General features: G+C 68.3%; 23 protein-coding genes. 14 read left to right on the forward strand and 9 right to left on the reverse strand.

The window, feature by feature from the left end:
- The first annotated feature begins 55 nt into the window (after positions 1-55).
- From ACIBHX_RS13810 to ACIBHX_RS13820, 3 genes are read left to right on the forward strand one after another with little or no spacing between them, the layout of a single operon-like run.
- On the forward strand, positions 56-634 hold the full coding sequence (locus tag ACIBHX_RS13810; protein WP_397067333.1) for a hypothetical protein: 579 nt from the start codon (positions 56-58) through the stop codon (positions 632-634).
- 44 nt (positions 635-678) lie between these two features.
- Positions 679-1,785 (forward strand): MSMEG_0568 family radical SAM protein, encoded by a 1,107-nt coding sequence (locus ACIBHX_RS13815; RefSeq protein WP_397067335.1) that lies wholly within the window; start codon positions 679-681, stop codon positions 1,783-1,785.
- A 7-nt stretch (positions 1,786-1,792) separates the two neighbouring features.
- Positions 1,793-2,254 carry an MSMEG_0567/Sll0786 family nitrogen starvation N-acetyltransferase gene (locus ACIBHX_RS13820; protein ID WP_397067337.1) on the forward strand — a complete coding sequence of 154 codons (462 nt, stop codon included), beginning with the start codon at positions 1,793-1,795 and terminating at the stop codon, positions 2,252-2,254.
- Positions 2,255-2,278: 24 nt separating this feature from the next.
- Here the strand turns inward: ACIBHX_RS13820 and ACIBHX_RS13825 are convergent, their stop codons facing one another.
- The gene (locus ACIBHX_RS13825) at positions 2,279-3,229 is read right to left on the reverse strand and encodes a radical SAM protein (RefSeq protein WP_397067339.1); all 951 of its coding nucleotides are present in this window, start codon (positions 3,227-3,229) and stop codon (positions 2,279-2,281) included.
- An 88-nt stretch (positions 3,230-3,317) separates the two neighbouring features.
- Between ACIBHX_RS13825 and ACIBHX_RS13830 the strand changes: the two genes are divergently transcribed.
- The 4 genes from ACIBHX_RS13830 to ACIBHX_RS13845 are packed head-to-tail and all read left to right on the forward strand — an operon-like array spanning position 3,318 to position 5,111.
- A complete protein-coding gene (locus ACIBHX_RS13830; protein ID WP_397067341.1) occupies positions 3,318-3,641 on the forward strand; it encodes a DMT family transporter in 324 nt (107 codons plus the stop codon).
- Positions 3,638-4,228 (forward strand): TetR/AcrR family transcriptional regulator, encoded by a 591-nt coding sequence (locus tag ACIBHX_RS13835; protein ID WP_397067342.1) that lies wholly within the window; start codon positions 3,638-3,640, stop codon positions 4,226-4,228. The genes ACIBHX_RS13830 and ACIBHX_RS13835 overlap by 4 nt, the downstream gene beginning before the upstream one ends.
- Positions 4,229-4,248: 20 nt before the next feature.
- Positions 4,249-4,809, forward strand: a complete 561-nt coding sequence (locus ACIBHX_RS13840; protein WP_397067344.1) for a GNAT family N-acetyltransferase — start codon at positions 4,249-4,251, stop codon at positions 4,807-4,809.
- Positions 4,806-5,111 (forward strand): DUF952 domain-containing protein, encoded by a 306-nt coding sequence (locus ACIBHX_RS13845; protein ID WP_397067346.1) that lies wholly within the window; start codon positions 4,806-4,808, stop codon positions 5,109-5,111. Before ACIBHX_RS13840 ends, ACIBHX_RS13845 begins: the two co-directional genes overlap by 4 nt.
- On the opposite strand, the gene ACIBHX_RS13850 is transcribed toward ACIBHX_RS13845, so the two are convergent.
- The 3 genes from ACIBHX_RS13850 to ACIBHX_RS13860 are packed head-to-tail and all read right to left on the reverse strand — an operon-like array spanning position 5,090 to position 7,548.
- Complete coding sequence (locus tag ACIBHX_RS13850) at positions 5,090-5,893, reverse strand: ABC transporter permease (RefSeq protein ID WP_397067348.1); 804 nt, start codon at positions 5,891-5,893, stop codon at positions 5,090-5,092. The genes ACIBHX_RS13845 and ACIBHX_RS13850 overlap by 22 nt on opposite strands.
- Positions 5,894-5,896: 3 nt before the next feature.
- Positions 5,897-6,655 (reverse strand): ABC transporter permease, encoded by a 759-nt coding sequence (locus tag ACIBHX_RS13855; RefSeq protein ID WP_397067350.1) that lies wholly within the window; start codon positions 6,653-6,655, stop codon positions 5,897-5,899.
- Entirely contained in the window at positions 6,655-7,548 is an 894-nt protein-coding gene (locus tag ACIBHX_RS13860) for an ABC transporter ATP-binding protein (protein ID WP_397067817.1), read from the reverse strand. The genes ACIBHX_RS13855 and ACIBHX_RS13860 overlap by 1 nt, the downstream gene beginning before the upstream one ends.
- 95 nt (positions 7,549-7,643) lie before the next feature.
- Between ACIBHX_RS13860 and ACIBHX_RS13865 the strand changes: the two genes are divergently transcribed.
- From ACIBHX_RS13865 to ACIBHX_RS13875, 3 genes are all read left to right on the forward strand, one after another.
- Positions 7,644-8,000 (forward strand): nuclear transport factor 2 family protein, encoded by a 357-nt coding sequence (locus ACIBHX_RS13865; protein ID WP_397067352.1) that lies wholly within the window; start codon positions 7,644-7,646, stop codon positions 7,998-8,000.
- Positions 8,001-8,503: 503 nt separating this feature from the next.
- The gene (locus ACIBHX_RS13870) at positions 8,504-8,941 is read left to right on the forward strand and encodes an isochorismatase family protein (RefSeq protein ID WP_397067818.1); all 438 of its coding nucleotides are present in this window, start codon (positions 8,504-8,506) and stop codon (positions 8,939-8,941) included.
- 751 nt (positions 8,942-9,692) lie between these two features.
- The gene (locus ACIBHX_RS13875) at positions 9,693-10,151 is read left to right on the forward strand and encodes a 50S ribosomal protein L7/L12 (protein WP_397067354.1); all 459 of its coding nucleotides are present in this window, start codon (positions 9,693-9,695) and stop codon (positions 10,149-10,151) included.
- Positions 10,152-10,474: 323 nt separating this feature from the next.
- On the opposite strand, the gene ACIBHX_RS13880 is transcribed toward ACIBHX_RS13875, so the two are convergent.
- Positions 10,475-11,896: a DHA2 family efflux MFS transporter permease subunit gene (locus ACIBHX_RS13880; RefSeq protein WP_397067355.1), complete on the reverse strand. Its 1,422-nt coding sequence runs from the start codon at positions 11,894-11,896 to the stop codon at positions 10,475-10,477.
- A gap of 85 nt (positions 11,897-11,981) precedes the next feature.
- On the opposite strand from ACIBHX_RS13880, the gene ACIBHX_RS13885 reads away from it, so the two are divergent.
- The 3 genes from ACIBHX_RS13885 (at position 11,982) to ACIBHX_RS13895 (ending at position 14,289) form a co-directional block, all read left to right on the forward strand.
- The gene (locus tag ACIBHX_RS13885; RefSeq protein WP_397067357.1) at positions 11,982-12,323 is read left to right on the forward strand and encodes an ArsR/SmtB family transcription factor; all 342 of its coding nucleotides are present in this window, start codon (positions 11,982-11,984) and stop codon (positions 12,321-12,323) included.
- On the forward strand, positions 12,320-12,766 hold the full coding sequence (locus ACIBHX_RS13890) for an SRPBCC domain-containing protein (protein WP_397067359.1): 447 nt from the start codon (positions 12,320-12,322) through the stop codon (positions 12,764-12,766). Before ACIBHX_RS13885 ends, ACIBHX_RS13890 begins: the two co-directional genes overlap by 4 nt.
- Positions 12,767-14,103: 1,337 nt before the next feature.
- On the forward strand, positions 14,104-14,289 hold the full coding sequence (locus ACIBHX_RS13895) for a hypothetical protein (RefSeq protein ID WP_397067361.1): 186 nt from the start codon (positions 14,104-14,106) through the stop codon (positions 14,287-14,289).
- Between the two features lie 5 nt (positions 14,290-14,294).
- On the opposite strand, the gene ACIBHX_RS13900 is transcribed toward ACIBHX_RS13895, so the two are convergent.
- From ACIBHX_RS13900 to ACIBHX_RS13915, 4 genes are all read right to left on the reverse strand, one after another.
- Positions 14,295-15,116: a nitroreductase/quinone reductase family protein gene (locus tag ACIBHX_RS13900; RefSeq protein ID WP_397067363.1), complete on the reverse strand. Its 822-nt coding sequence runs from the start codon at positions 15,114-15,116 to the stop codon at positions 14,295-14,297.
- Positions 15,117-15,411: 295 nt separating this feature from the next.
- The gene (locus tag ACIBHX_RS13905) at positions 15,412-16,632 is read right to left on the reverse strand and encodes a cytochrome P450 (RefSeq protein ID WP_397067365.1); all 1,221 of its coding nucleotides are present in this window, start codon (positions 16,630-16,632) and stop codon (positions 15,412-15,414) included.
- Between the two features lie 32 nt (positions 16,633-16,664).
- Positions 16,665-18,278, reverse strand: a complete 1,614-nt coding sequence (locus tag ACIBHX_RS13910; RefSeq protein ID WP_397067367.1) for an FAD-dependent oxidoreductase — start codon at positions 18,276-18,278, stop codon at positions 16,665-16,667.
- A 56-nt stretch (positions 18,279-18,334) separates the two neighbouring features.
- Complete coding sequence (locus tag ACIBHX_RS13915) at positions 18,335-19,012, reverse strand: hypothetical protein (protein ID WP_397067369.1); 678 nt, start codon at positions 19,010-19,012, stop codon at positions 18,335-18,337.
- A gap of 222 nt (positions 19,013-19,234) precedes the next feature.
- Between ACIBHX_RS13915 and ACIBHX_RS13920 the strand changes: the two genes are divergently transcribed.
- Entirely contained in the window at positions 19,235-20,908 is a 1,674-nt protein-coding gene (locus tag ACIBHX_RS13920; RefSeq protein ID WP_397067371.1) for an enoyl-CoA hydratase-related protein, read from the forward strand.
- The last annotated feature ends 6 nt before the right edge of the window (positions 20,909-20,914 follow it).

Genomic DNA, 20,914 nt, shown 5'->3' on the forward strand with positions numbered 1-20,914 from the left:
CGAATGCCGTCTAGGATCCGACTTGTCTTACTGACGATAGTGAACGAGTGAAGCGTTGCCAAGCAGTCCGATCCCTCCGGAGTACGCCGAGCTGGCCCGGCGGTTGCGAGCTGCCGAAGACAGGCTCTTCCCGCTGGCGATGGTCGACACCGAGCGCTACCAGCGGGCGCTGCAACTGGTGGGCGCGCTGGCCCGGCGCCTGTCCGACATCGGCGACTTCGCCGCCCTGGCCGCAGTGGAAGCCGAGATGAGCGGCTGGCTCGACGACCTGGACATCCCGCTGGACGGGCTCGACACCCGCCTGGTGATCGAGGCCGCGATGTCGCACCGGTTCCGCGAGTTGCTCACCTCGCTCGGCGCGCAGACGGTCGAACGCACCCGGGCCGCCGGCCTGGAATGGGCGGTCCTGGAGGAGCCCGACGACGCGGCCTGGCGCGGCGGAGCGGCGCGGTGGGTGGAGCTGCACATCCCGACCGGCACCATCATGGTCCGCTCGGTGGTCGCCGAGCCGGTCATCACCTACCGGCTGGAGGTCACCGGCGACGCGGTCCGCGTGGAGGAGTTCACCTCGCGGCAGGCATGGCTCGAGGCGATCGCGCAGGTACGGCAGGCGCTCACGTCGGAAAGTCAATAGCCATCCCATCTTGGTAGAATTGCTGGTCACGGGAGGTGTCTGTCGTGACGGCTACCCAGATCAGCGAGCTCATCCTCGACCTGCAGGCCCGGGGTCTGCGGCTGGAGGCGCCGATGGAGCGGCGCACGGGCGGCGCCGGACCCACCGACTGCGGGATGCTCTGGGTGGCGGGCCATCCCGTCACGGCGCCCACCGAGGGGATCGCCAAGGACTCGCCGTACGCGCTGCGCGCCGAAGACGACGGTTACGGCATCTACCGCGACGGAGTACGGCTGGCCGACGCATCCGCCCAACGCCGGCCGCGCTTCTACGACCTGACCACCGCCGACGGCGTGCCGTACTGGCAGATCGCCCTGCTGCACCTGGACTCGGTGGCCAGCACCGTCGTGCAGCACTGCGCCTACTGGGGCAACCACGACCAGTGCCGCTTCTGCGGGATCGGCCTTTCGCTGTCGGCCGGCCGTACCGTCGCGCGCAAGACGCCCGAGCAACTGGCCGAAGTCGCGGTGGCGGCCCGCGATCTCGACGGCGCCGTCGACGCCACCCTGACCACCGGCAGCACCCGCGGCATCGACCGCGGCGCCCTGTACGTGGGGCGCTGCGGTCAGGCCGTCAAGCAGGCCAGCGGACTGCCCGTCGAAGCACAGTTCGAACCCCCCGCCGATCTGGACGTGATCGACCAGGTGGGCGCCATGGGCGTCGACTCGGTCGGCATCCACATCGAGACCTTCGACCCCGCCGTCCTGGCCCGCGTCGCACCCGCCAAAGCACGCACCGGCATCGAGGGCTACTTCACGGCCTGGCAACGGGCGGTGTCCGTCTTCGGCGCCGGCCAGGTCTCGACCTACGTGATCCTCGGCATGGGGGAGGACCCCCAGATGACGATCGACGGCTGCAAACGGGCCGTCGACGCCGGCGTCTACCCCTTCCTGGTACCGCTGCGCCCGGTCATCGGCACCCCCATGGCCGACTGGAAACCGCCGCCGAGCACCTACACCAGGCCGATCTACGCCAAGGTCCTGGCCTACATGCTCCAGCGCGGCATGACCTCCGCCACCACCAAGGCAGGCTGCGCCCGCTGCCAGGCCTGCTCCGGCCTGAGCTCGATGGAACCTGTGCTGCTCCAGATCGGCTCACGTCCGAAAGCCTGAGGCGGCCATGCGTCAAACGCTCGGAACAGACTGCCACCCGGCCGCCACCCCGGACGAGCTCGCGGCCCACTACGCGGTACGGCACCGCGTCTTCGTCCAGGAGCAGCACATCTTCGACGGCTGCGACCGCGACGCCCGCGACGACGACCCGCTGACCATCCACGTGATCGCATACGCGGGCCAGGCGATCGGCGGCGCCGTCCGGCTCTACCCCCTGGACCAGGCCGGCCGGCTGTGGCAGGGCGACCGCCTGGCCGTCCTGCCCGAGCACCGCGCACGCGGCCTCGGAGCCCCCCTGGTGCGATACGCGGTCAAGACCGCGACCGAACACGGCGGCCAGGTGATGGTCGCCCACATCCAGCTCCGCAACGTCGGCTACTTTCAGCGGCTGGGCTGGCACTGCGACGGCGACGTGGAGACCTACGCCAACCTCCCGCACCAGCCCATGGCGATCGACCTGCACACGTGATGTGGGCCCCGGCTCCCGGGCGGGTCAGACCAGGGCCAGCTGCGGGTAGCGCGGCTCGTGCCGGAAGGGCGCGGCGGGACCGTAACGCAGGCCGTACATCCGGCACAGCTGGGCGATCTGCCCGGTGATGCGGCCCTCGTAGGTGGGGGAGGGCAGCCCGGCGTCGTAGAGCTCGTCGTAGCGCTCGAGCAGCTGCGGATGGGCCTCGGCCAGCCAGGCCAGATACCACTCACGGGTGCCGGGCGGCAGGCGCAGCACGATCGCCTCCACCCCGCTCGCGCCGGCCGCGGCGATGCGGCGCACGGTGGCATCCAGCTGGTCGGCCGCGTCGCTGAGCAGCGGCAGCACCGGCGCCATCAGCACCCGGCAGTCCACCCCGGCCTCCACCAGCGCCGAGACCAGCTCCAGCCGGGCCCGCCCGTTGAGCGCGCCGGGCTCCACGGCGCGGCGGATGCGCTCGTCGACGAACGCGATCGACACCGCCACCTGCGCGCCGGCCGCGGCCAGCAGACCGGCATCGCGCAGGATCAGCGGGCTCTTGGTGTAGACGGTGAACGGCACGGCCGCCCCGGCCAGCGCGTCGATCACGCCCGGCATCAGCCGGTAGGTCTCCTCGGCGGCCTGGTAGCAGTCGCCGCCGACGCCGATGGCGACCGGCTCGCCGCCCCAGCGGGCCAGCTCGGCGCGCAGCCGGGTCACGGTGTTGGGTTTGACCACGATGCGCTCGTCGAAGTCGCGCCCGGCGTCCAGCCCCAGCCGCAGGTGGCCGGCGCGGGCACCGCAACCGCGGCAGGCATGGGCGCAGCCGCGGTAGGGGGAGATCGCCCACCGCTGCGCGATGCCCACGGTCTGCGGCACCCGCTCGATCACCGTCTTGGCCTGCATCTCGTAGAACCCGCCGCGCTCGATCGCCCGCCGCTCGATCAGCGGACGATCGTCGGCGGTCTCGACAAGAGGAAGCGCGTCCCAACCCACACCTCCAAAGGGAACACGTATTCGACTCCGTTTTCAAGCGAATCCCGCTAGACTGGTACGCCCGTACCAGTTTTGGAGTGCTCCACCCATGGCCTGGATCCTGCTCGCCTTCGCCATCGCCACCGAAATCCTGGCGACCTCCGCACTCAAGCTCAGCGACGGCCTGACCAACCTCACCTGGACCATCGTGACCAGCGCCGGCTACATCGCCTCCTTCGTACTGCTGGCCCGCGCACTGAAACTCCAGCTCGACATGGGCACCGCCTACGCCGTCTGGTCAGGCGTCGGCACCGCCGCCATCGCCCTGATCGGCTTCCTGTTCATGGGGGAGAGCCTGACCCCGCTCAAAATCGGCGGCATCCTGCTCATCATCGGCGGCGTCATCGTCCTGAACCTGGCAGGTGCCCATTGACCCACCCGACGCCCACGCCTCCCGACAACGCGCCCACGCCACCACAGGAACGCCCAGCACAGGAACGAGGCAGGAGACGCCGCGCCGCGCTGCTGCAGGCGGCCGTGCACCTGCTGACCGAAGGCGGATTCGCCGCCGTCAGCCACCGCGCCGTCGCCCAGCGCGCCGACCTGCCACTGGCGGCCACCACCTACTACTTCGCCTCCCGCGACCAACTACTCACCGAGGCCTTCGCCCAGCTGGTCGACGACGAACTGGCCGAAACCCGCGCCGCGATCGCCCGCCACGGCCTGACCCACCTGGCCACCCACATCGCCGCCGACCGCAACCGCCAGCTCGGCCTGTGGGAGCTGTACGTACACGCCGGCCGCGACCCCGCCCTGCAGCAGATCGCCCGCCGCTGGACCGACGGCTGCGTGGCCACCGTCGCCGACGCCCTCGGCCTGCCCCCCGACGACACACGCACCCGCCTGCTCTACACCACCATCAGCGCCCTGTGGCTGGAACACGTCGTCGAACAACGCCCCCTGCACGAATCCCAGACACTGCTGGAGGCCGCCGTGAAAATGTGTTCACACCCCCAATAGCCACTCACTACACTGCGGACGTGCTCAAACCCACCTTCCCGATCATCACCGAGCGGCTCGTCCTGCGCCCGTTCACCCCCGACGATCTGCACCCCCTGCACGCCTACGAATCCCGCCCCGACGTCACCCGCTACCTGTACTGGGAACCCCGCGACCTCGACACCGTCCGCACCCACCTGGACAAGAAGATCACCCGCGTCGCGCTGCTCAACGAGTTCGACGCCATCGACCTGGCCATCACCCTGCGCGACACCGGCCACCTCATCGGCAACACCCTGCTCATCTGGACCAGCAAACAAAACCGCCAGGGCGAGGTCGGCTACATCCTGCACCCCGACCACCACGGCCACGGCTACGCCGCCGAAGCCGCCCGCGAGATGCTCCGCCTCGGCTTCGAAGGCCTGGACCTGCACCGCATCATCGGCCGCCTGGACGCCCGCAACGCCGCCTCGGCCCGCGTGCTGGAAAAACTCGGCATGCGCCGCGAAGCCCACCTCGTGGACAACGAGTTCATCAAGGGAGAGTGGGCCTCCGAACTCGACTACGCCATCCTGCGCAGCGAATGGGACGCCATCACATGAGCATCCTGCACCTGGCCCTGGCCGCCGACTGGCAGGCGGCCCGGCCCACGGGCGAATACCGCATCTCCACCCTCGGCCACACCCTGCAACAGGTCGGCTTCATCCACTGCAGCCGCGACCGCGCCCAGCTCGACCAGGTCGCCGCCACCTTCTACGCCCACGTACACGACCCCCTACTGATCCTGGAGATCGACCCCACCGGGCTCGACGTCCGCATCGAAGACGGCTTCCCCCACCTGTACGGCCCGCTACCCATCACCGCTGTCACCGCCGTGCACCCCTACGCGCACAGCACCCGCTGAATCCGGCCCGCCGCGAACCACAACCCGGCCACCATCATCACCGCCAGATACACCACGTGACCCACCAGCGCCCACGACGGCTGCCCCAACGCCAGCCCCCGCACCAACTCCACCGCGTGATACAGCGGCGTGGCCACCACCACCGCCTCCAGCACCGGCGGATAGTCACGCACCGGCGCGAACGTACCGGAGAACAGAAACAGCGAAAACTGCGCCGCGTTCATCAGATCGAAATCCTGCCAGCCGCGCAGCAGCGTCGACATCGCCATCCCCGCCGCACCGAAGGCCAACCCCACCAGCATCGTCGCGGGAAAGGCCGCCACCGCCCACAGCGGCTCGGCCAGCCCCAGCACCACCATCACCACCAGGAACGCCGCGGTGTAGAACGAACTGCGGATCATCGCCCAGCTCAGCTCACCCAGCGCCACCTCCACCGGCCGCACCGGCGTGGCCAGGATCGCCTCGAACGTCTTGGCGTACTTCATCTTGAAGAAGAAGTTGAACGTCGTCTCGGCCAGCGCCCCGTTCATCGCCGAGGCCGCCAGCATCGCCGGCGCCACGAACACCGCATACGACACCACCCGCCCATCGCCCAGCGGGATGCGCCCCACCAGAGCACCCACCCCCACCCCGATCGACAGCAGGTACAGCAGCGGCTCGAAGAACCCCGACACCAGCACCAGCCAGTAGGACGCCCCCGAACGCAACGCCCCCAGATTGCGGCCCACCACCGCACCCACCCGGCCCGCCGAAACGTGCCGCACCACCAGAGCAGTCACCATCGCCTAGTCCTGAAGTCGCCTACGGAACGCCCACCCGGCCCACCACATCCCGGCCAGCGCGAACACCACCAGATACCCCACGTGCACCCACCACGGCCACGGCGGAGCCGCCCCCATCGTCGCCGCCCGGCACAACGCCACCCCATGCCACAACGGCGAGGCGTACGCCAGCGGCCGCACCAACGCCGGCAACTGCTCCACCGGGAAGAACACCCCCGCGAACAACGCCGAGGGGATCATCACGAACCGAAACAGCAGCGCGAAATAGCTGTCATGGTCGATCGTCGCCGAGAACGCCGTCACCGGAGCCGCCACCGCCAGCGCCAGCAACCCCGCCACCAGCGGCGTCACCAGCGCCCACGGCGAACCCAGCACCCCGAAGGCCGCCACGATCGCCAGGAACACCACCACCGCCACCTCGATGCGGAACACGATGTACAGCAACCAGCCGCCGATCATGTCCCGCACCGACACCCGCGTGGCGAACATCGCGTGCGCCCCCCGCGTCCACTTGAACTCGCCCAGCACGCTGTAGGTGCACTCACCCACCGCCATCTGGAACGCCGTCGAGGCCAGCACCCCCGGCACGATCCAGGCCACGTACGGCACGCCCTGCACCGTGCCCACATAACCGCCCAGCCCCAGCCCGATGCTGGCCAGAAACAACACCGGCAGCACGAACGAGGAGAACAGCGAAGCCCGCCACAGCCGCTTGTACAGCGTCAGGTGCCGCTCCAGCACCGCGACAGTCGGATGCGCCATCAGTCCACCAACGTCCGCCCGGTCAGGTGCAGGAACACATCCTCCAGCGACGAACGGCGCACCAGCACACTCGAAGGCGCCAGCTCCCGCCGATGCACCTCCGACACCGCCGCGTCGCCGTCCTTGGCATACAGCAGGATCCGATCCGGCAGCACGTCCACCCGATCGCCGGCCCCGGCCAGCTTGTCGACGAACCCCTCCAGCGCCTCATCACCGAAACGCAACTCCACCACCTCGGGGGAGGAGTAATGGGTGATCAGATCGCGCGGCGAGCCCTCGGCCACGATCCGCCCGCCGTCCATCACCACCAGCCGATCACACAGCTGCTCGGCCTCGTCCATGTAGTGCGTGGTCAGCACCAGCGTCTTGCCCCGCTGCTTGAGCCGGAACAACCGCTCCCACAACAGGTGACGCGCCTGCGGATCCAGCCCCGTCGTCGGCTCGTCCAGCAGCACCAGATCAGGGTCGTTGATCATCGCCCGCGCGATCGTCAGCCGCCGCTTCATCCCGCCCGACAGCGGCTCGACCTTGCTGGAGGCCTTGTCGCTCAGCTGCGCGAACTCCAGCATCTCCTGCGCCTTGTCCCGCGCATCCGCCCGGGAGATCCCGAAATACCGCGCATACGTGGTGAGGTTCTCCCGCACCGTCAGATCGGGATCCAGATTGTCCAGCTGCGGGCACACCCCCAGCCGCGCCCGGATCCGCGGCCCGTCCTTGACCGGATCCAACCCCAGGATCCGCAGCTCACCCGCCGACGGCAGCGACACACACGCCACCATCCGCATCGTGGAGGACTTGCCCGCCCCGTTGGGCCCCAGAAAGCCGAACGCCTCGCCTGGAGCCACCTCCAGGTCGATCCCGTCGACCGCGGTGAAGTCGCCGAAACGCTTCACCAACCCGCGCGCATAGATAAGAGGTTGCTCACCAGACACGACGTCAGACCATAACCAACGCCACCGACACTCTGGCAACCGATTAAATGGCGGTCATGGACCCGCGCTCAGCCGCCCGCCGCTTCGCCGACACCTGGCAACACGGCTGGACCCACCACGACGTCGACGCCATCCTCACCCTCTACGCCGACGACGCCGTCCACACCTCCATGCCCTTCCGGCCACCCCACCGCGGCAAACAGGCCATCGCCGACTACATCCGCTGGTCCTTCGACGACGAGACCGCCCCCACGGTCACCTTCGCCACACCGCTCGTCGACGGCGACCGCGCCGCCATCGAATTCCGCGTCACCACCGCCACCGGCACCCTGGCCGGCTGCGTCTTCGTCCGCTTCGACATCGACGGCCAAGCCCTGGAAACCCGCGACTACTGGCACACCGACCAGACTTGACCCGCCACAACTAGCGGCTGGAGGGCACCCGCACCGGCAACTGCGACGCCTGCTGAACAGGCTGAGGCGCCGAAACAGGGGGAGTGGCCACCTGCTGCACCTGCTGCACGCGCTCCACCGGTGCCGCGCACCTGCAGTAGCCGTTCGTCACGATCAGCCGCCCCCGCAAGGGCGTGTACGCGTCACGCCCGGAGCCCGGCAGGACCCCCTGGCACACCGGACATAACACCGACTGGTTCCCCACGTCCCGCTCCTCTCGCGGTGGTACAGCAGAATCCCACCCTAAATCCCCACATCGCGCCGCGGTCACGGAATCAACAGGGCGTCAAAACACCCGTCAAACGCCGTGCCCCCCGCACCACGATCCGGCCCTAGCACGGTACACGGGCCCCCGCAGCCCGCCGCGCCCGGGGTGGCGCCGGCCCGCCGTACCTGGGAAAACACCTCAAACAGACAGTCCAAACTGAACAATCTGAGTTGCACAGCCTGGACTGAAGGAAGCCCTGGCCGACGCCTTCCGCGCCCGCAACGCCCCCGTCGTCCTCGTCCGCGTCAACGGCGCCGCCCCCGGCCGCACAGAAACCCCACCCAGAACCACCGCCATGCCCGACGGCTGGGACACCATCGTCGACGACCTCACAGGCCACCCCGACGACCTCGTCATCACCAAACGAACCTGGGGCGCCTTCCACGACACCGCCCTCCACCAGCGACTACACGAACGCGGCATCACCCAGATCGTCCTGGCCGGCGTCGCCACCAGCGCCGGCGTCGAATCCACCGCCCGCGCCGCCCACGAACACGGCTACCACGTCACCCTCGCCACCGACGCCATGACCGACCTCGACCTCGACGCCCACCATCACACCGTCGAACGCGTCTTCCCCCGCATCGGCCAGCGCGCCACCACCTCCGACCTCCTCACCAACCTCAACCACTAAACTCCCGGTACGGCGAGCCACACAGAGCCCGGGGGAGTAGCCCGCCCTGCCATACCCGCTTCCGGCCCTCATTGACACCCACCTGGAGCCCCAGCCCAGCGATCATGCCTGCGACCAGCTACGACATCCGCGCGTCTCCGTACCACGGCGCCGACCAGCGTGGGCACGCCGCGGTCATGCGGATAGCCGGGAGACGATCATGCCGTCAGCGGGGGAGAGCTGCCGATCCGGGAGCTCCCTGCCGCGTTGCCTGCCTCGCACGTTGCGGTACTCGTGTCGCATGTCCACACCCGACCTGGTGCGCATCCCTTCGGAGACGACTCGGCGGCGCCGGATGCCGTGGCGCCCGCCGTACAAGAGCGCCGACGACCGCCGCGCCACATCCCGCCGACCCGGCGCCAGGCAAGACCCGGGATCCGGCGCGACCGCAACGCAGCCCGACCGAGCGCCTCGAGGTGTCGGCGATCTCGATCGGGCCACCACGATGCGTTCCCTGGTCACCTCACCGGCGCCTTGGGGGGCAACTTCCGTTCTCACCCACACCAGCTCGACGCCGGTCGCGGCCATCTCGCGACCGCTAGCTCGGCCGGGCCGTCAAAGTCATCGGGTCCCGCAGGGTCTCTCAGTGGTCGGGGGGTAAAGCCTTGCCCCTCTCCGGCCGGTCTACTTGACATAATGTCCATTATCAAGCAACTGGAGATGCCCAAGAATGCGCAGATAGATCCACAACGCGAGCTGTAACATCCCACGCATGGCTGTCGCAGCAGAGAGCGCAAGCATCGGCCTCGGCCTCACCGAGATCATCGCCATCGCGTTCGCGCTCATCGCCCTCGCCGCAGTGATCACCATCACCGTTTACCTCGCCACCCGGCGCAAACCCGCACCACCCAGCCAACCCATCCAGCTGCCATCCGAACTCGAACACCACCTACGCCAGCTCATCGCCCAACGCCAGCCCATCCACGCCATCAAGATCCTGCGCGACCACACCGGCCTTGACCTCAGAACCGCCAAGAACATCGTCGACGCCATGGTCGCCGGACGCGACCTGCCCGGCCACCCGCCCACCAGGCCACCCATGCAACCCGACCTGGCCACCCGCGTACGCGAACTCCTCCAGGCCGGCCGTACAGAACAAGCGACCTTCCTGGTCCGCGGCGAAACCGGCATGGACGCCCAGGCAGCCGAACGCTTCATCGCCAGCCTGTAACGGCCCTCACTCCCCACCCCCGCACACCAGCTCGATCCTTGAACGACTGCCCAAATCGGCCTATCGCGCGATTTAAGCAGTCGCTCAAACAAGGAGTGCGGCGCGCCTGACCTGGACAGATCATCCGCTACGCGGCATCGCAGCCACATTGCTCGGCCAGCGACACTCGCAACGGACAGTCCTACAGGCGAACGCACCCCCACTCGGAGGCCGACAGGCGATCCCACGACTGCTCGGACACCGGCGCCGGGTGTGTTGGTAAGACCGGGCCTAGGCGCAGGTCTTACCAACACACCCGTTCCCGCTGACATCTGGCCAGGCGATCACTCGGCCTCCAGAGCCAGGGCGGGCTCCACCTCAGCGGCGACGTCAGGCTGCATGCGGGGCTTGCCAGGAGCGAGCCAGGCGGCGATCACACCCGCCGCCGCGACAGCGGCGGCCACCCACTCGGCCGGAACGAATCCGTCGAGGAACCCCTGCGGCGATCCGTAGTGCCCGCTGCCGGCAAAGACCGCGGCCACGATGGCGACGCCGAACACGCCGCCGACCTCGCGCAGCGCGTTGTTCACCCCTGCGGCAGTACCCACGTCCTCGGCAGGTACGGCCGAGACCACGGCGCCCGCCACGGTGGGAAAGCACATGGCGATACCCACTCCGGCGACGATCAGCGGCAGGACGACGCTCCCATACCCGATGCCCGGCGAGGCGACAGCCGCGAGCCAGCCAAGGCCCGCAGCCTGCAAGACCAGCCCACCGAGCATGAAGGGCCGAAACCCCACACGATCGGCCAGCGCCCCGGCGACGGGCGCCACCAGCATCGGCATCGCCGTCCAAGGCAGAATCCGCAGCCCCGCCTGCAGCGGCGAGTATCCGAGGGCGATCTGGAACAACTGCGTGATGAGGAACAGCGAGCCGAGCAGGGAGATCAGCTGACAGAAGATCACAACGTTCGCCGTGGCGAAAGCCCGGTTACGAAAGTAGGCCAACGGCACCATCGGATGCGCAGCCCGCCGCTCCCACGCCACGAACGCACTCAGCAGCACCACTCCGGCGATCAGAGCCACCACCACCTGCACACTTCCCCAGCCCGCCTCGGGCGCGCGCACCGGACCCCAAGTCAGCGCGAACAGCCCGGAACCGGCCAACAGCAGACCCACCACATCCAGATGGGGACGCGGACCACGCGACTCGCGCACGAGCAGTGTCGTCAGCGCCATCACCACAAGGCCGACCGGCACGTTCACCCAGAAGATCCACTGCCAGGAGATGCCCTGCAGGATCGCCCCGCCCACCAACGGCCCGGCCGCCACGCCGAGCCCCGAGACTCCGCCCCAGATCCCGATCGCCGCGCCCTTCTTGTCCGCAGGGAACGCGGCACTGATCAGCGTCAGTGTCAACGGCAGGACCAGCGCGGCCCCCACGCCCTGCGCGACCCGCGCGGCTATCAGCTCTCCCGCGCTCTGCGACAGCGCGGCGGCGGCCGACGCCGCAGTGAACACCCCGAGCCCCGCGACATAGACGCGGCGGCGTCCCAACCGGTCGCCGAGCGCGGCTCCGGTGGGGATCAGGCAGGCGAACGCCAGGTTGTAGGCGTTGATCGTCCATTCCAGGTCGGCCAGGCTCGCGCCCAACCGCCCTCTCAGCACCGGCAGCGCCGTCGCCACCACGACGACGTCCAGGGAGGTCAGAAAGACCCCCAGCGACGCGAGCGCCAGCGTCCAGCCCGTCCGGGCGGATCGTGTCATCACGTGTGAACCCCTCAATCGAACGTCACGCTGAGTTATTCAGCGACTTGGCTAAACATAGGTGCGGCGGCTAATGTTTCGCAACATGGCTGAACGTTTGGGGGTGTTGGACCTCACCTACGCGGCGCTCGCACACCCGACCCGGCGCGAGATCCTGCGGCGGCTCCAGCACGAGCGGCTGCGCGTCACCGAACTGGCCGGCGAGTTCCCCATGGCGCTGGCCACGGTGTCCAAGCACATCCAGGTCCTGGAGCGCGCGGGCCTGGTCCGTCGTGACGTTCATGGACGCGACCACTACCTGACCGTGGACCCAGAACACTTGTCCGAGGCCGAGAGGTGGATCTCCGACTACACCGGCTTCTGGGAGCGGAGCGCCGACGCGCTGGTGCGCCATCTGAAAGAATCCAGCGACCGGAGCGATCGATGACCGTCCGAGCCGAAGAGTCCGTCCACGTCACGCGTGTCCTCAACGCTTCCGCCGAAGAGGCGTTCGACGCCTGGACCAACCCCGACCGGATGAGCCAGTGGCTGTTCCCCGGCTCGGGCACCGTCGCCGAGGCCTCGGCCGACCCCGTCGTCGGCGGGCGGTTCCGTATCGCCAAGCTCTTTCCGACGGGCGTCGATGAGGTGACCGGCGAATACCTGGTCGTCGAGCCGCCCACCCGCCTCGTGTTCACCTGGCAGTCTCCGGGCAGCACCGGCGCCCGTCCGACCAGGGTCACCGTGACTCTCACCCCCGACGGCGACACCACCCAGATGACGATCCTGCACGAGCGACTGCCCGCCCCACGCTTCCGAGCCGGCGCCGAGGCCGCCTGGTCCGACATCCTCAGCAAACTCCAGGCCCATCTCGCCGCTCATCCCTCGTAGGGATAGCCGACATTTGCCCCTCTCGTATTCATACCGGACAGAAGGTGGATTCTGTCCGGTATGGGATTTACGGGTCGAGCTGACCGGCATGGTGGATCTGGCCACGCGGACCATCACCGCGGCGGTGCTGAGCCCGACCACCAAGTCCGTTGACGCCTCCCTGCTGCCGGCCCGGACGGTCACGCTGGAGCCGATGCGGCCGGGCTGGGCACAGGCGTTGCGGATGTCTTGGTCGGTACTCCCCCATCAGCGGCTGCTGACCTTGGATGAGCGGCCGGCGAATGCGGCGGTGATCGTTCCCGAGACCATCGTGTGTGATCGATGTTCGCCCAGTTCGTGTCCGGGCACCTCGGACGCTCTCCGGAGCACCGCGGCCGGGATGCCGGCGGGCAGCGGCTGGATGAGTGGGTGGTCGTGCGCTTTACCGACCGCGGGAGTCCATAGATGGCCGTCGACCTGCGGCGATACGTAGTGCACAGCTAATCGACGGAAGATCAAGAGAGGTCGGGAAGTCTGGCCCTCGGGCAGAGGCCTGGCCGGATGGACAGGGCCGCATTGATCGGAACGGCCTCCCTTTGGAAGGATGTCGTCTATGACGAACCGACGAAAGGCCTATGGCGCGTAGACGGCCAGGCCAGGTGCGCGCCAAGCTGTCGCGCAGGCTCCGCCCGGAGCCTGGCAGGAAGATCGTTTCTGGGGTCTCGGCGCGCACACAAAGCGAGATTGCCGCGTTCGAGGATTCACATTTGTGGCCAGGGGCCATCGCCGACGCGATGGCGCGGTGGGTCGGCACCGTTCACGGACCGGCCCGTGGGCTGACAGATCCACAGCTCCGTGGCTGCGGAGTTGAAGCGTGCTGTCCCTCTGACGCTCATCCACGAGAGACGCTGGAGCAGGCTCTGTGCGGGCTTCCGGCAGGCGCGTCGCGGGAGCTTCGGCGGCGGGTGCATCCGCTTGACGAGTTCTACTGTTCTCGCACGATCGTGGACTCCTATGGTGATCCGTCTCAGCCATGGTGGATGCGGAGATGCTGAACCTCGCACAGGGGGATGCCTCGTAAGCGCCCCTCCGCCATCCGCCCGGAGTCTGGATCATGCCTGCGGTGCGGCACCAGGCAGGACTACTGCGAACGGTATGACGCAGTGCTGTGTGTGGTGTGCGACCAGTGGCGTGAAAGCGTCTGCGGTGATCCTGGTTGCACGTATTGCCGACGACGGCCCGAACGACCGAGCCTTGCCTGGGAACACGCCCCTGCAGAAGCCGTCTTGCGTCGGGCGGCCCGGCTGGCCAACCGTCGATCGCTCTGGTCCTGGCCGAGGGACCCTGTCACCTGATAGGTGATCGGACCCCTCGGCCGGGGTGTTGCCGGGCTACTTTCCGGCGGGTGGATCGAGGAGTTGGGCTTCGAGGTCGGCGACGCTGCCACGTTCGTCCAGGCCGGCATCAATCTGGAATCCGAAGGCCTGTTCTCCGGCACCCGGGGCCAGCAGATCGCCAGCCGTTTCGTGGAACAGGCCTCCTGACGGGCTCAGGCGAGATCGAGAATCGGCACAAGCTGCTCCTCTTCATACGTCAGGTGCGCTTCGAGCTCGTCGATGAGCCGCTCGATCTCCGCGCGTACCTTCAGCGGGTCGTCGCCTGACAGGGCCTGCTTCAGCTCTTCCAGGAGTACGGCGATGTGCTCGTGTTCCCGCCCGAGCCGCTCCAGGGTCGGGGCGAGCGAGGGATGCTGCTCGGCCAGGCCGGGGAACATCATCATGTCCTCGCCCGTGTGATGGTGGTGCAGTCCCTGGCACATGGTCATGCAGTTGATCCGCAGTTGCGCGCCCAGGCCGGGGCGGCCGGAGTCGGCCAGTTCCTTGCGGATCAGCGCGAGTTCCCGGCGGAAGCCGTCGTGCACCAGCTTGAGGTAGGCACCGGCCGACGGTGCGCTGTTCCGGGGCGGACCGACCACGCGAAGTGCGACGACTGGGATGGTGCGCGCTGTCTTGGCCTGGTACTCGGCCCAGCCGGGATCGCCTTCCACTGCGCGGGCGAACGCCGCGTCACGTTCGGCGCCTGCCAGGATCTCCGCCTCGACGTCGAAGATGAGGACGCCGGTCTCCACGGTGGCGCGTGGGTTGGCCTTCAGGTTGTGGTACCAGGCCGGGTTGTTCGGTGCTCCCCCGGCGGAGGCGATGACCAGCATGCGTCCAACGCTGTCAGGCAGATGGCCGAGCGGGGTCGTGTGCGGTTGGGCTGAGCGGGCGCCCGTGGTGGTGAGCAGGAGCAGTCTCGCTCCCTCGAAATAGCCGCCGACCTGGCCGTTGTTGGCGCGGAAGTCGTCGATGACCTGCTTGTTGAAATCCATTCTTCTCCATTGGTGGTTTCTGCTGTGCCGTGCTGAATGGAGAAGAGGAATGGCGGGCCGCGCGCCCGCCTGGCGATCAACCGTCAGCCGGGCTGCTCTCTGGTTTGTGGCCCAAGGCCGACCCGGCAGTCACGCGGGTCACGCTACTTCACCAAGATATTTTCCGCAAAATGTCACATGCGTGATGGCTACCCGCTGCCGTCGCAGCACGTAGGCACAGGTCTGCCGCCGCTTCCCCGGGTCGCTCCGGTACGGCGGGCCCAGGGTACGGCCTCGGGCCCGCCTCCACCTGGGCTTATGCGTTGGGTGTGTGTGGCAGGACGTCGTCGTAGGTGATGAGCAGGTGGCGCGGGCCGCGCAGGGTCGCGCTGGATCGGTATGGCGGTGGGTCGGTGACCAGGTGCGGGTTGACCAGGCGGTTGGCCAGTTCGCGCAGTGCCAGTTGGGCTTCGAGGCGGGCCAGTGGCGCGCCGAAGCAGGCGTGGATGCCGCCGCCGAAGCCGAGGTGCTGGATGTAGGGCCGGTCGGGGTCGAAGCTGTCGGGGTTGTGGACGTGGGCGGGGTCGCGGCTGCCCGAGGCCAGGGCCAGGACGATGTTGGAGCCTTTGGGGATGGTGACGCCGGCGATGGTGATGTCGTCGAGGGCGACGCGTTGTGGCACGAAGTGGACGGGTGGTTCGAAGCGTAGGAGTTCTTCGACGATGTGGATGGCCAGGTCGGGTTGCTTGCGCAGGCGTTGTAGGAGTTCGGGGTTGCGCAGGAGGGTGAGCATGCCGTTGGCGATGAGGTTGACGGTGGTTTCGTGGCCGGCGATGAGGAGCAGGGAGGCGGTGGTGACGACCTCGATGTCGGTCATGGGCTTTTCTGGGCCGTCGTAGGTGACCAGTCCTGACAGGATGTCGGGGCCGGGGTCTCTGCGGTGGGCTTCGGCGAGGTCGCCCAGGTAGCCGGCCAGGCCGAGCAGGGCGTTCTGGCGTCGTTTGTTGCGTTCTTCCTGGTCGCCCTCCCCCGGGCCGAGGACTTCGACGATTTCTTCTGCCCAGACGTGGAATTTGGGTTCGTCTTCGCGTGGGACGCCGAGCAGGCGGCAGATGACGGTGACGGGGAAGGGGTAGGCGATGTCGTCGACGATGTCGGCTTGGGTGCGGTCGGTGATGTCGTCGACGAGGTTGATGATGATTTTTTGGAGTTCGTCGCGCAGGTTTTCGACGGTGCGGGGTGAGTGGGGTGGGCCGAAGCGGGTCATGGCGATGCGGCGGAGGCGGTCGTGGTCGGGTGGGTCGATGCCGATGAAGGAGGAGGGGATGGCTTCGGGGGGTGGGGTGTTGAGGTTGCGGCGGTCGCTGCTGACGCGTGGGTCGTGCAGGAGCGCGACGATTTCTTGGTAGGTGCTGACGACGTAGCTGCCGTCTTCTTGGCGGGCTACGGGTGTTTTGCGGAGTTCTTTGTACAGGGTGTATGGGTCGGCGCGGTTGGCGTATTGGAGTATTTGTTCGTAGATGCTTGCCGGTGCCACGAGGGTGTCCCCCCTTGTGTGTTGTGCGTGGTTTATTGCGGGGGGCGGACGAGTGTGACGCGGCGTTCGCCCGGGTCGTGGCCGGTGACGACGACGGTGGCGCCTTCTGCGGGTGCGATGTGTTGTGGGACGTCTGCGGGGATGGGCCGGAGGTGGTCGGGTTTGTTGACCATGCGGTGTTCGGGTGGGAAGGGTGCGGCTTGTTCGATTTGGTCGCGGTAGAAGTCGAGCCACATGCCTTGGTCGAAGGTGACGGCGGCGGTGATGCGGCCTTTGTAGCCGTAGGCGGCGACGAAGCGGCGTTGTTCGATGGAGCCTTGGGTGATGACGATCTGGTCGGCGACGGTGGGGACGCCGACGGATTTGATGTTGGTGTGGAACTGGTTGGACCAGAAGACGGGTAGTGAGAGGTGGGGCCAGCGGTGGGCTTGGTCGCTGAGCATGTTGTGTGCGGCGATTTCGGCTTGGGCGACGGCGTTGCCCCAGTGTTCGAGTGCGAGGAATTGGTAGTGGTAGACGGGGTGGGGGAAGCGGGCGACGTCGCCTGCGACGAAGATGTCGTCGGTGACGAGGCCGTTGATGTCGACGGCGCGGCATCCGGCGTCGGTTGCGACTCCCCAGGGTCCTGCGGCCAGTCCTGAGCCTTGGAGCCATTCGACGTTGCGGATGGCGCCGAGGGCGATGACGGCCATGTCGGCGTCGATGGTGGTGCCGTCGGAGAGTGTGGCTCCGGTGAGTGTGCCGTTGGTGTGGTTGAGCTGGGTGACGGTGGTGTTGCAGCGGAGGTCGATGCCGGCTTGGCGTTGCATGTCGGCGGCGATGTCGCCGATGAATTTGCCGAGTGAGCCGGCTAGTGGTGCGGGTCCTGCTTCGATGACGGTGACGGGGAGGCCTAGGTCGCGGCAGACGGAGGCGACTTCTGATCCGGTGAATCCGGCGCCGATGACCAGGACGCGGTTGACGCCGTTGGTGAGTTGGCGGTGCATGCGGTCGGCTTCGTCGAGGGTGCGCAGGACGTGGACGCCGTTGAGGGTGGCTTGGTCTGGGTGTGGCCAGGGGCGGGCGCGGGCGCCGGTGGCGATGAGGACTTTGTCGAAGGGGATGGTGCGGCCGTCGGCGAGGTGGACGGTTTTGGTGGCGATGTCGAGTTGGGTGGCGGGGGTGCCGGGGAGCCATTCGACTTCGATGTTGCGTAGGTGGGGCAGCATGGTGTGTTGGGCGGGGACGGCGCCGGTGAGGACTTGTTTGGACAGGGGTGGGCGGTCGTAGGGCTGGTGGGGTTCGTCGCCGATGAGGGTGATGGTGCCTTGGAAGCCGTCTCGGCGTAGGACGCCGGCGGCGCGGCCGCCTGCGAGGGAGGCGCCGACGATGACGATGTGGCCGGTGGTTTTGAAGTGGGTGTCGTGGTCGCTGGTGGGGTGGGCGAGTTCGGGGTCTCTGGTGCGGTGTTGGGTGGCCATGTGGTCGACGTGGATGGCTTGGACGGGGCATGCGGCGGCGGCTTGGAGGATGTGCTCGCGTTGGGTGTCGTCGGGGTCGGTGTCGTACATGAGTGCTTCTTGGCCTGGCATGGTGAAGGCGTCGGGTGCCAGGAATGCGCACTGTCCGTAGCCTTGACAGCGCGTGAGGTCGACGACAACTCTCACTGCTTCTCCCCCGGGTTGGGTGTGTGTCTGGCGGTGTACCCGGGGGTTCGTCGGCGCTAAGTGTCGGTTTCTTCTCGATTGTCTAGATCATCGGGTTTGTGGACGGTGAGGAGGAAGCAGCCGACGATCAGGACCCAGAGCGGGAAGACGAGCTCGGTCCAGGGCAGGGGGTTGACCAGCAGCAGCAGGATGAGGCCGGCGAGGTAGCCGAGCAGGGTCAGCCAGCGTGGCACGATGCGCAGGCGGGTGCCGATGGTGGTGGTGGTGAGGGCGAACACGCCGGCCATGCGGGGGGCGTATTCGGCCAGCAGGGCGATGGTCAGGTAGCGGCCGTAGTGGAGCAGGTCGGCCGAGGGCGGGTTGGGGCCGGCGTGGTCGAGGGTGAGCTGGAAGCCTCTGGCGGTGGCGCCGAAGACGAACAGGCTGGCCACGTACAGGAAGCCGGAGCCGAGGTAGACGGTGGCGAAGAACCTGTCTTCGCGGGCGCCGATGGAGTCGCGCATGGCGCCCATGAACCACAGGAACAGGATGCCGCCGAAGGGCAGCAGGATCAGGGCCAGGTTGAGGGTGTGGCGGCTGGTGGTGTCGGCCAGGTAGGCGGCTACGTCCAGCGGGCGTGACGGTATGGCCCGGCGTACAGCGATCATGGCGCCGCCGAGCAGGAGGGCGGCGGCGATGCCGGCTGCTCCCGCGGCGCGGGGTGTGCGCAGTGAGTGGGCCGGTGGTCGCCGCATGTGACTCTATGTATCCGGCTGTTGCGGCGGGTAATCGGCGGGTGGCCGAAATGGGGTTCCGGGTGGCTTGCCGTACGGGAGAAGTTGGGCCTTTTTGCTGTGTTTTGTCAGTGCGGCTTGCACTCTCATGTCAGTATCGGGTCGGATGGGGCTCACACGAACGCCTGTGGCATTCCGGGCTCGTGGGGCGAATCCCTGTGTGAGTGATTGAGGAAGTTTCCGTTGCGTATTCTGCTGCTCTGCTCCTCCTTCAACGGCCTGTCCCAGCGTGCGTGGCTGGAGCTGCGCAGGTCCGGGCACGACGTCAGCGTGGAGCTGGCCGTCTCTGAGCAGGTGATGCTGGAGGCGGTGGCGCTGGCCAAGCCTGACCTGGTGATCTGCCCGTTTCTGAAGGAGAAGGTGCCCTCGCGGCTGTGGCAGAGCCATCGCACGATCATCATCCATCCCGGGCCGCCCGGTGATCGGGGGCCGTCGTCGCTGGACTGGGCGATCCTGGACGGCGAGCGCGAGTGGGGCGTCACCGCGCTGCAGGCGGTCGAGGAGATGGACGCCGGCCCCATCTGGGGTTTCCGGACCTTCCCGTTGCCGGACGAGCCGGTGCGCAAGTCCGCCCTGTACAACGGGGCGGTGGCCGATGCGGCGGTGGAGTTGGTGGTCGAGGTGGCGGCCAAGGCGGGCGATCCGGCGTTCTCGCCGGCGCCGCTGGACTACCGGCGGCCGGAGGTGCGGGGCCGGCTGCGGCGCGCGATGCGCAACGACGACAGGCAGCTGTCGTGGGAGGAGCCGACGGAGGCGATCCTGCGGCGGGTGCGGGCGGCCGACGGCTCGCCGGGCGGGCGGGCGGTGCTGGGCGAGCAGCCGGTAAGGGTGTTCGACACCTACCGCGGGCCGGCGCTGGGCGGTGAGCCGGGCACGATAGCGGCCAGGCGCGAGGGCGCGGTGCTGGTCAACACCGGCGACGCCTCGGTGTGGGTGGGCCATCTGCGGCTGGAGCGGCCGGGCGCGGTCAAGCTGCCGTCCGCGATGGTGCTGGGCGAGCGCGTGTCGCAGCTGGATGAGCGCTCCGGCTACAGCGAGATCACCTACGACCGCTCCGAGAGTGTCGGCGTGGTCAGTTTCGACTTCTACAACGGCGCGATGTCGACCGATCAGTGCCGGCGGCTGGCCGCGGCGCTGAAGTACGCGGTGGCGCAGGACACGCGGGTGCTGGTGGTGCGCGGCGGCGAGACGTTCTCCAACGGCATCCATCTGAACGTGATCGAGGCGGCGCGGCATCCTGAGCTGGAGGCGTGGATGAACATCAACGCCATCAACCAGGTCTGCCGCGAGATCGTCACGTGCACCTCGCAGCTGGTGGTGACCTCGGTGGGCGGCAACGCCGGCGCGGGCGGTGTGATGATGGGGCTGGGCGCCGACCGGGTGCTGATGCGCGAGCCGGTGGTGCTGAACCCGCACTACCGCACGATGGGCCTGTTCGGGTCGGAGCTGTGGACCTACAGCCTGCCCAAGCGGGTCGGCGCCGAGACGGCCAGGCGGCTCACCCAGGAGGCGTTGCCGATCGGGGCGGCCGAGGCGGCCGGGCTGGGGCTGGCCGATCACGTGCTGGCGGGCTCGCGGCTGGAGTTCGAACGGCAGGTGCTGGACTACGCCGAGCGCCTGGCCGCCGGCGGCGACTACGCGCGGCTGCTGGCGGCCAAGGCCGAGGCGCGTGAGGCCGACGATGCGCGCAAGCCGTTGTCGGCCTACCGGGCCGAGGAGCTGGCGGAGATGAGCAGGGACATGTTCGACGACCGGTCGGGCTTCCGCGCGGCGCGGCAGGCGTTCGTGCACAAGGGCAAGCCGTCGGCCACGCCGGAGCATCTGGCGGCGCACCGGGATTTGGAATCTCATATGTGAGATATG

It is taken from the genome of Nonomuraea sp. NPDC050536 (assembly GCF_044457685.1).
Taxonomy (GTDB): Bacteria; Actinomycetota; Actinomycetes; order Streptosporangiales; family Streptosporangiaceae; genus Nonomuraea.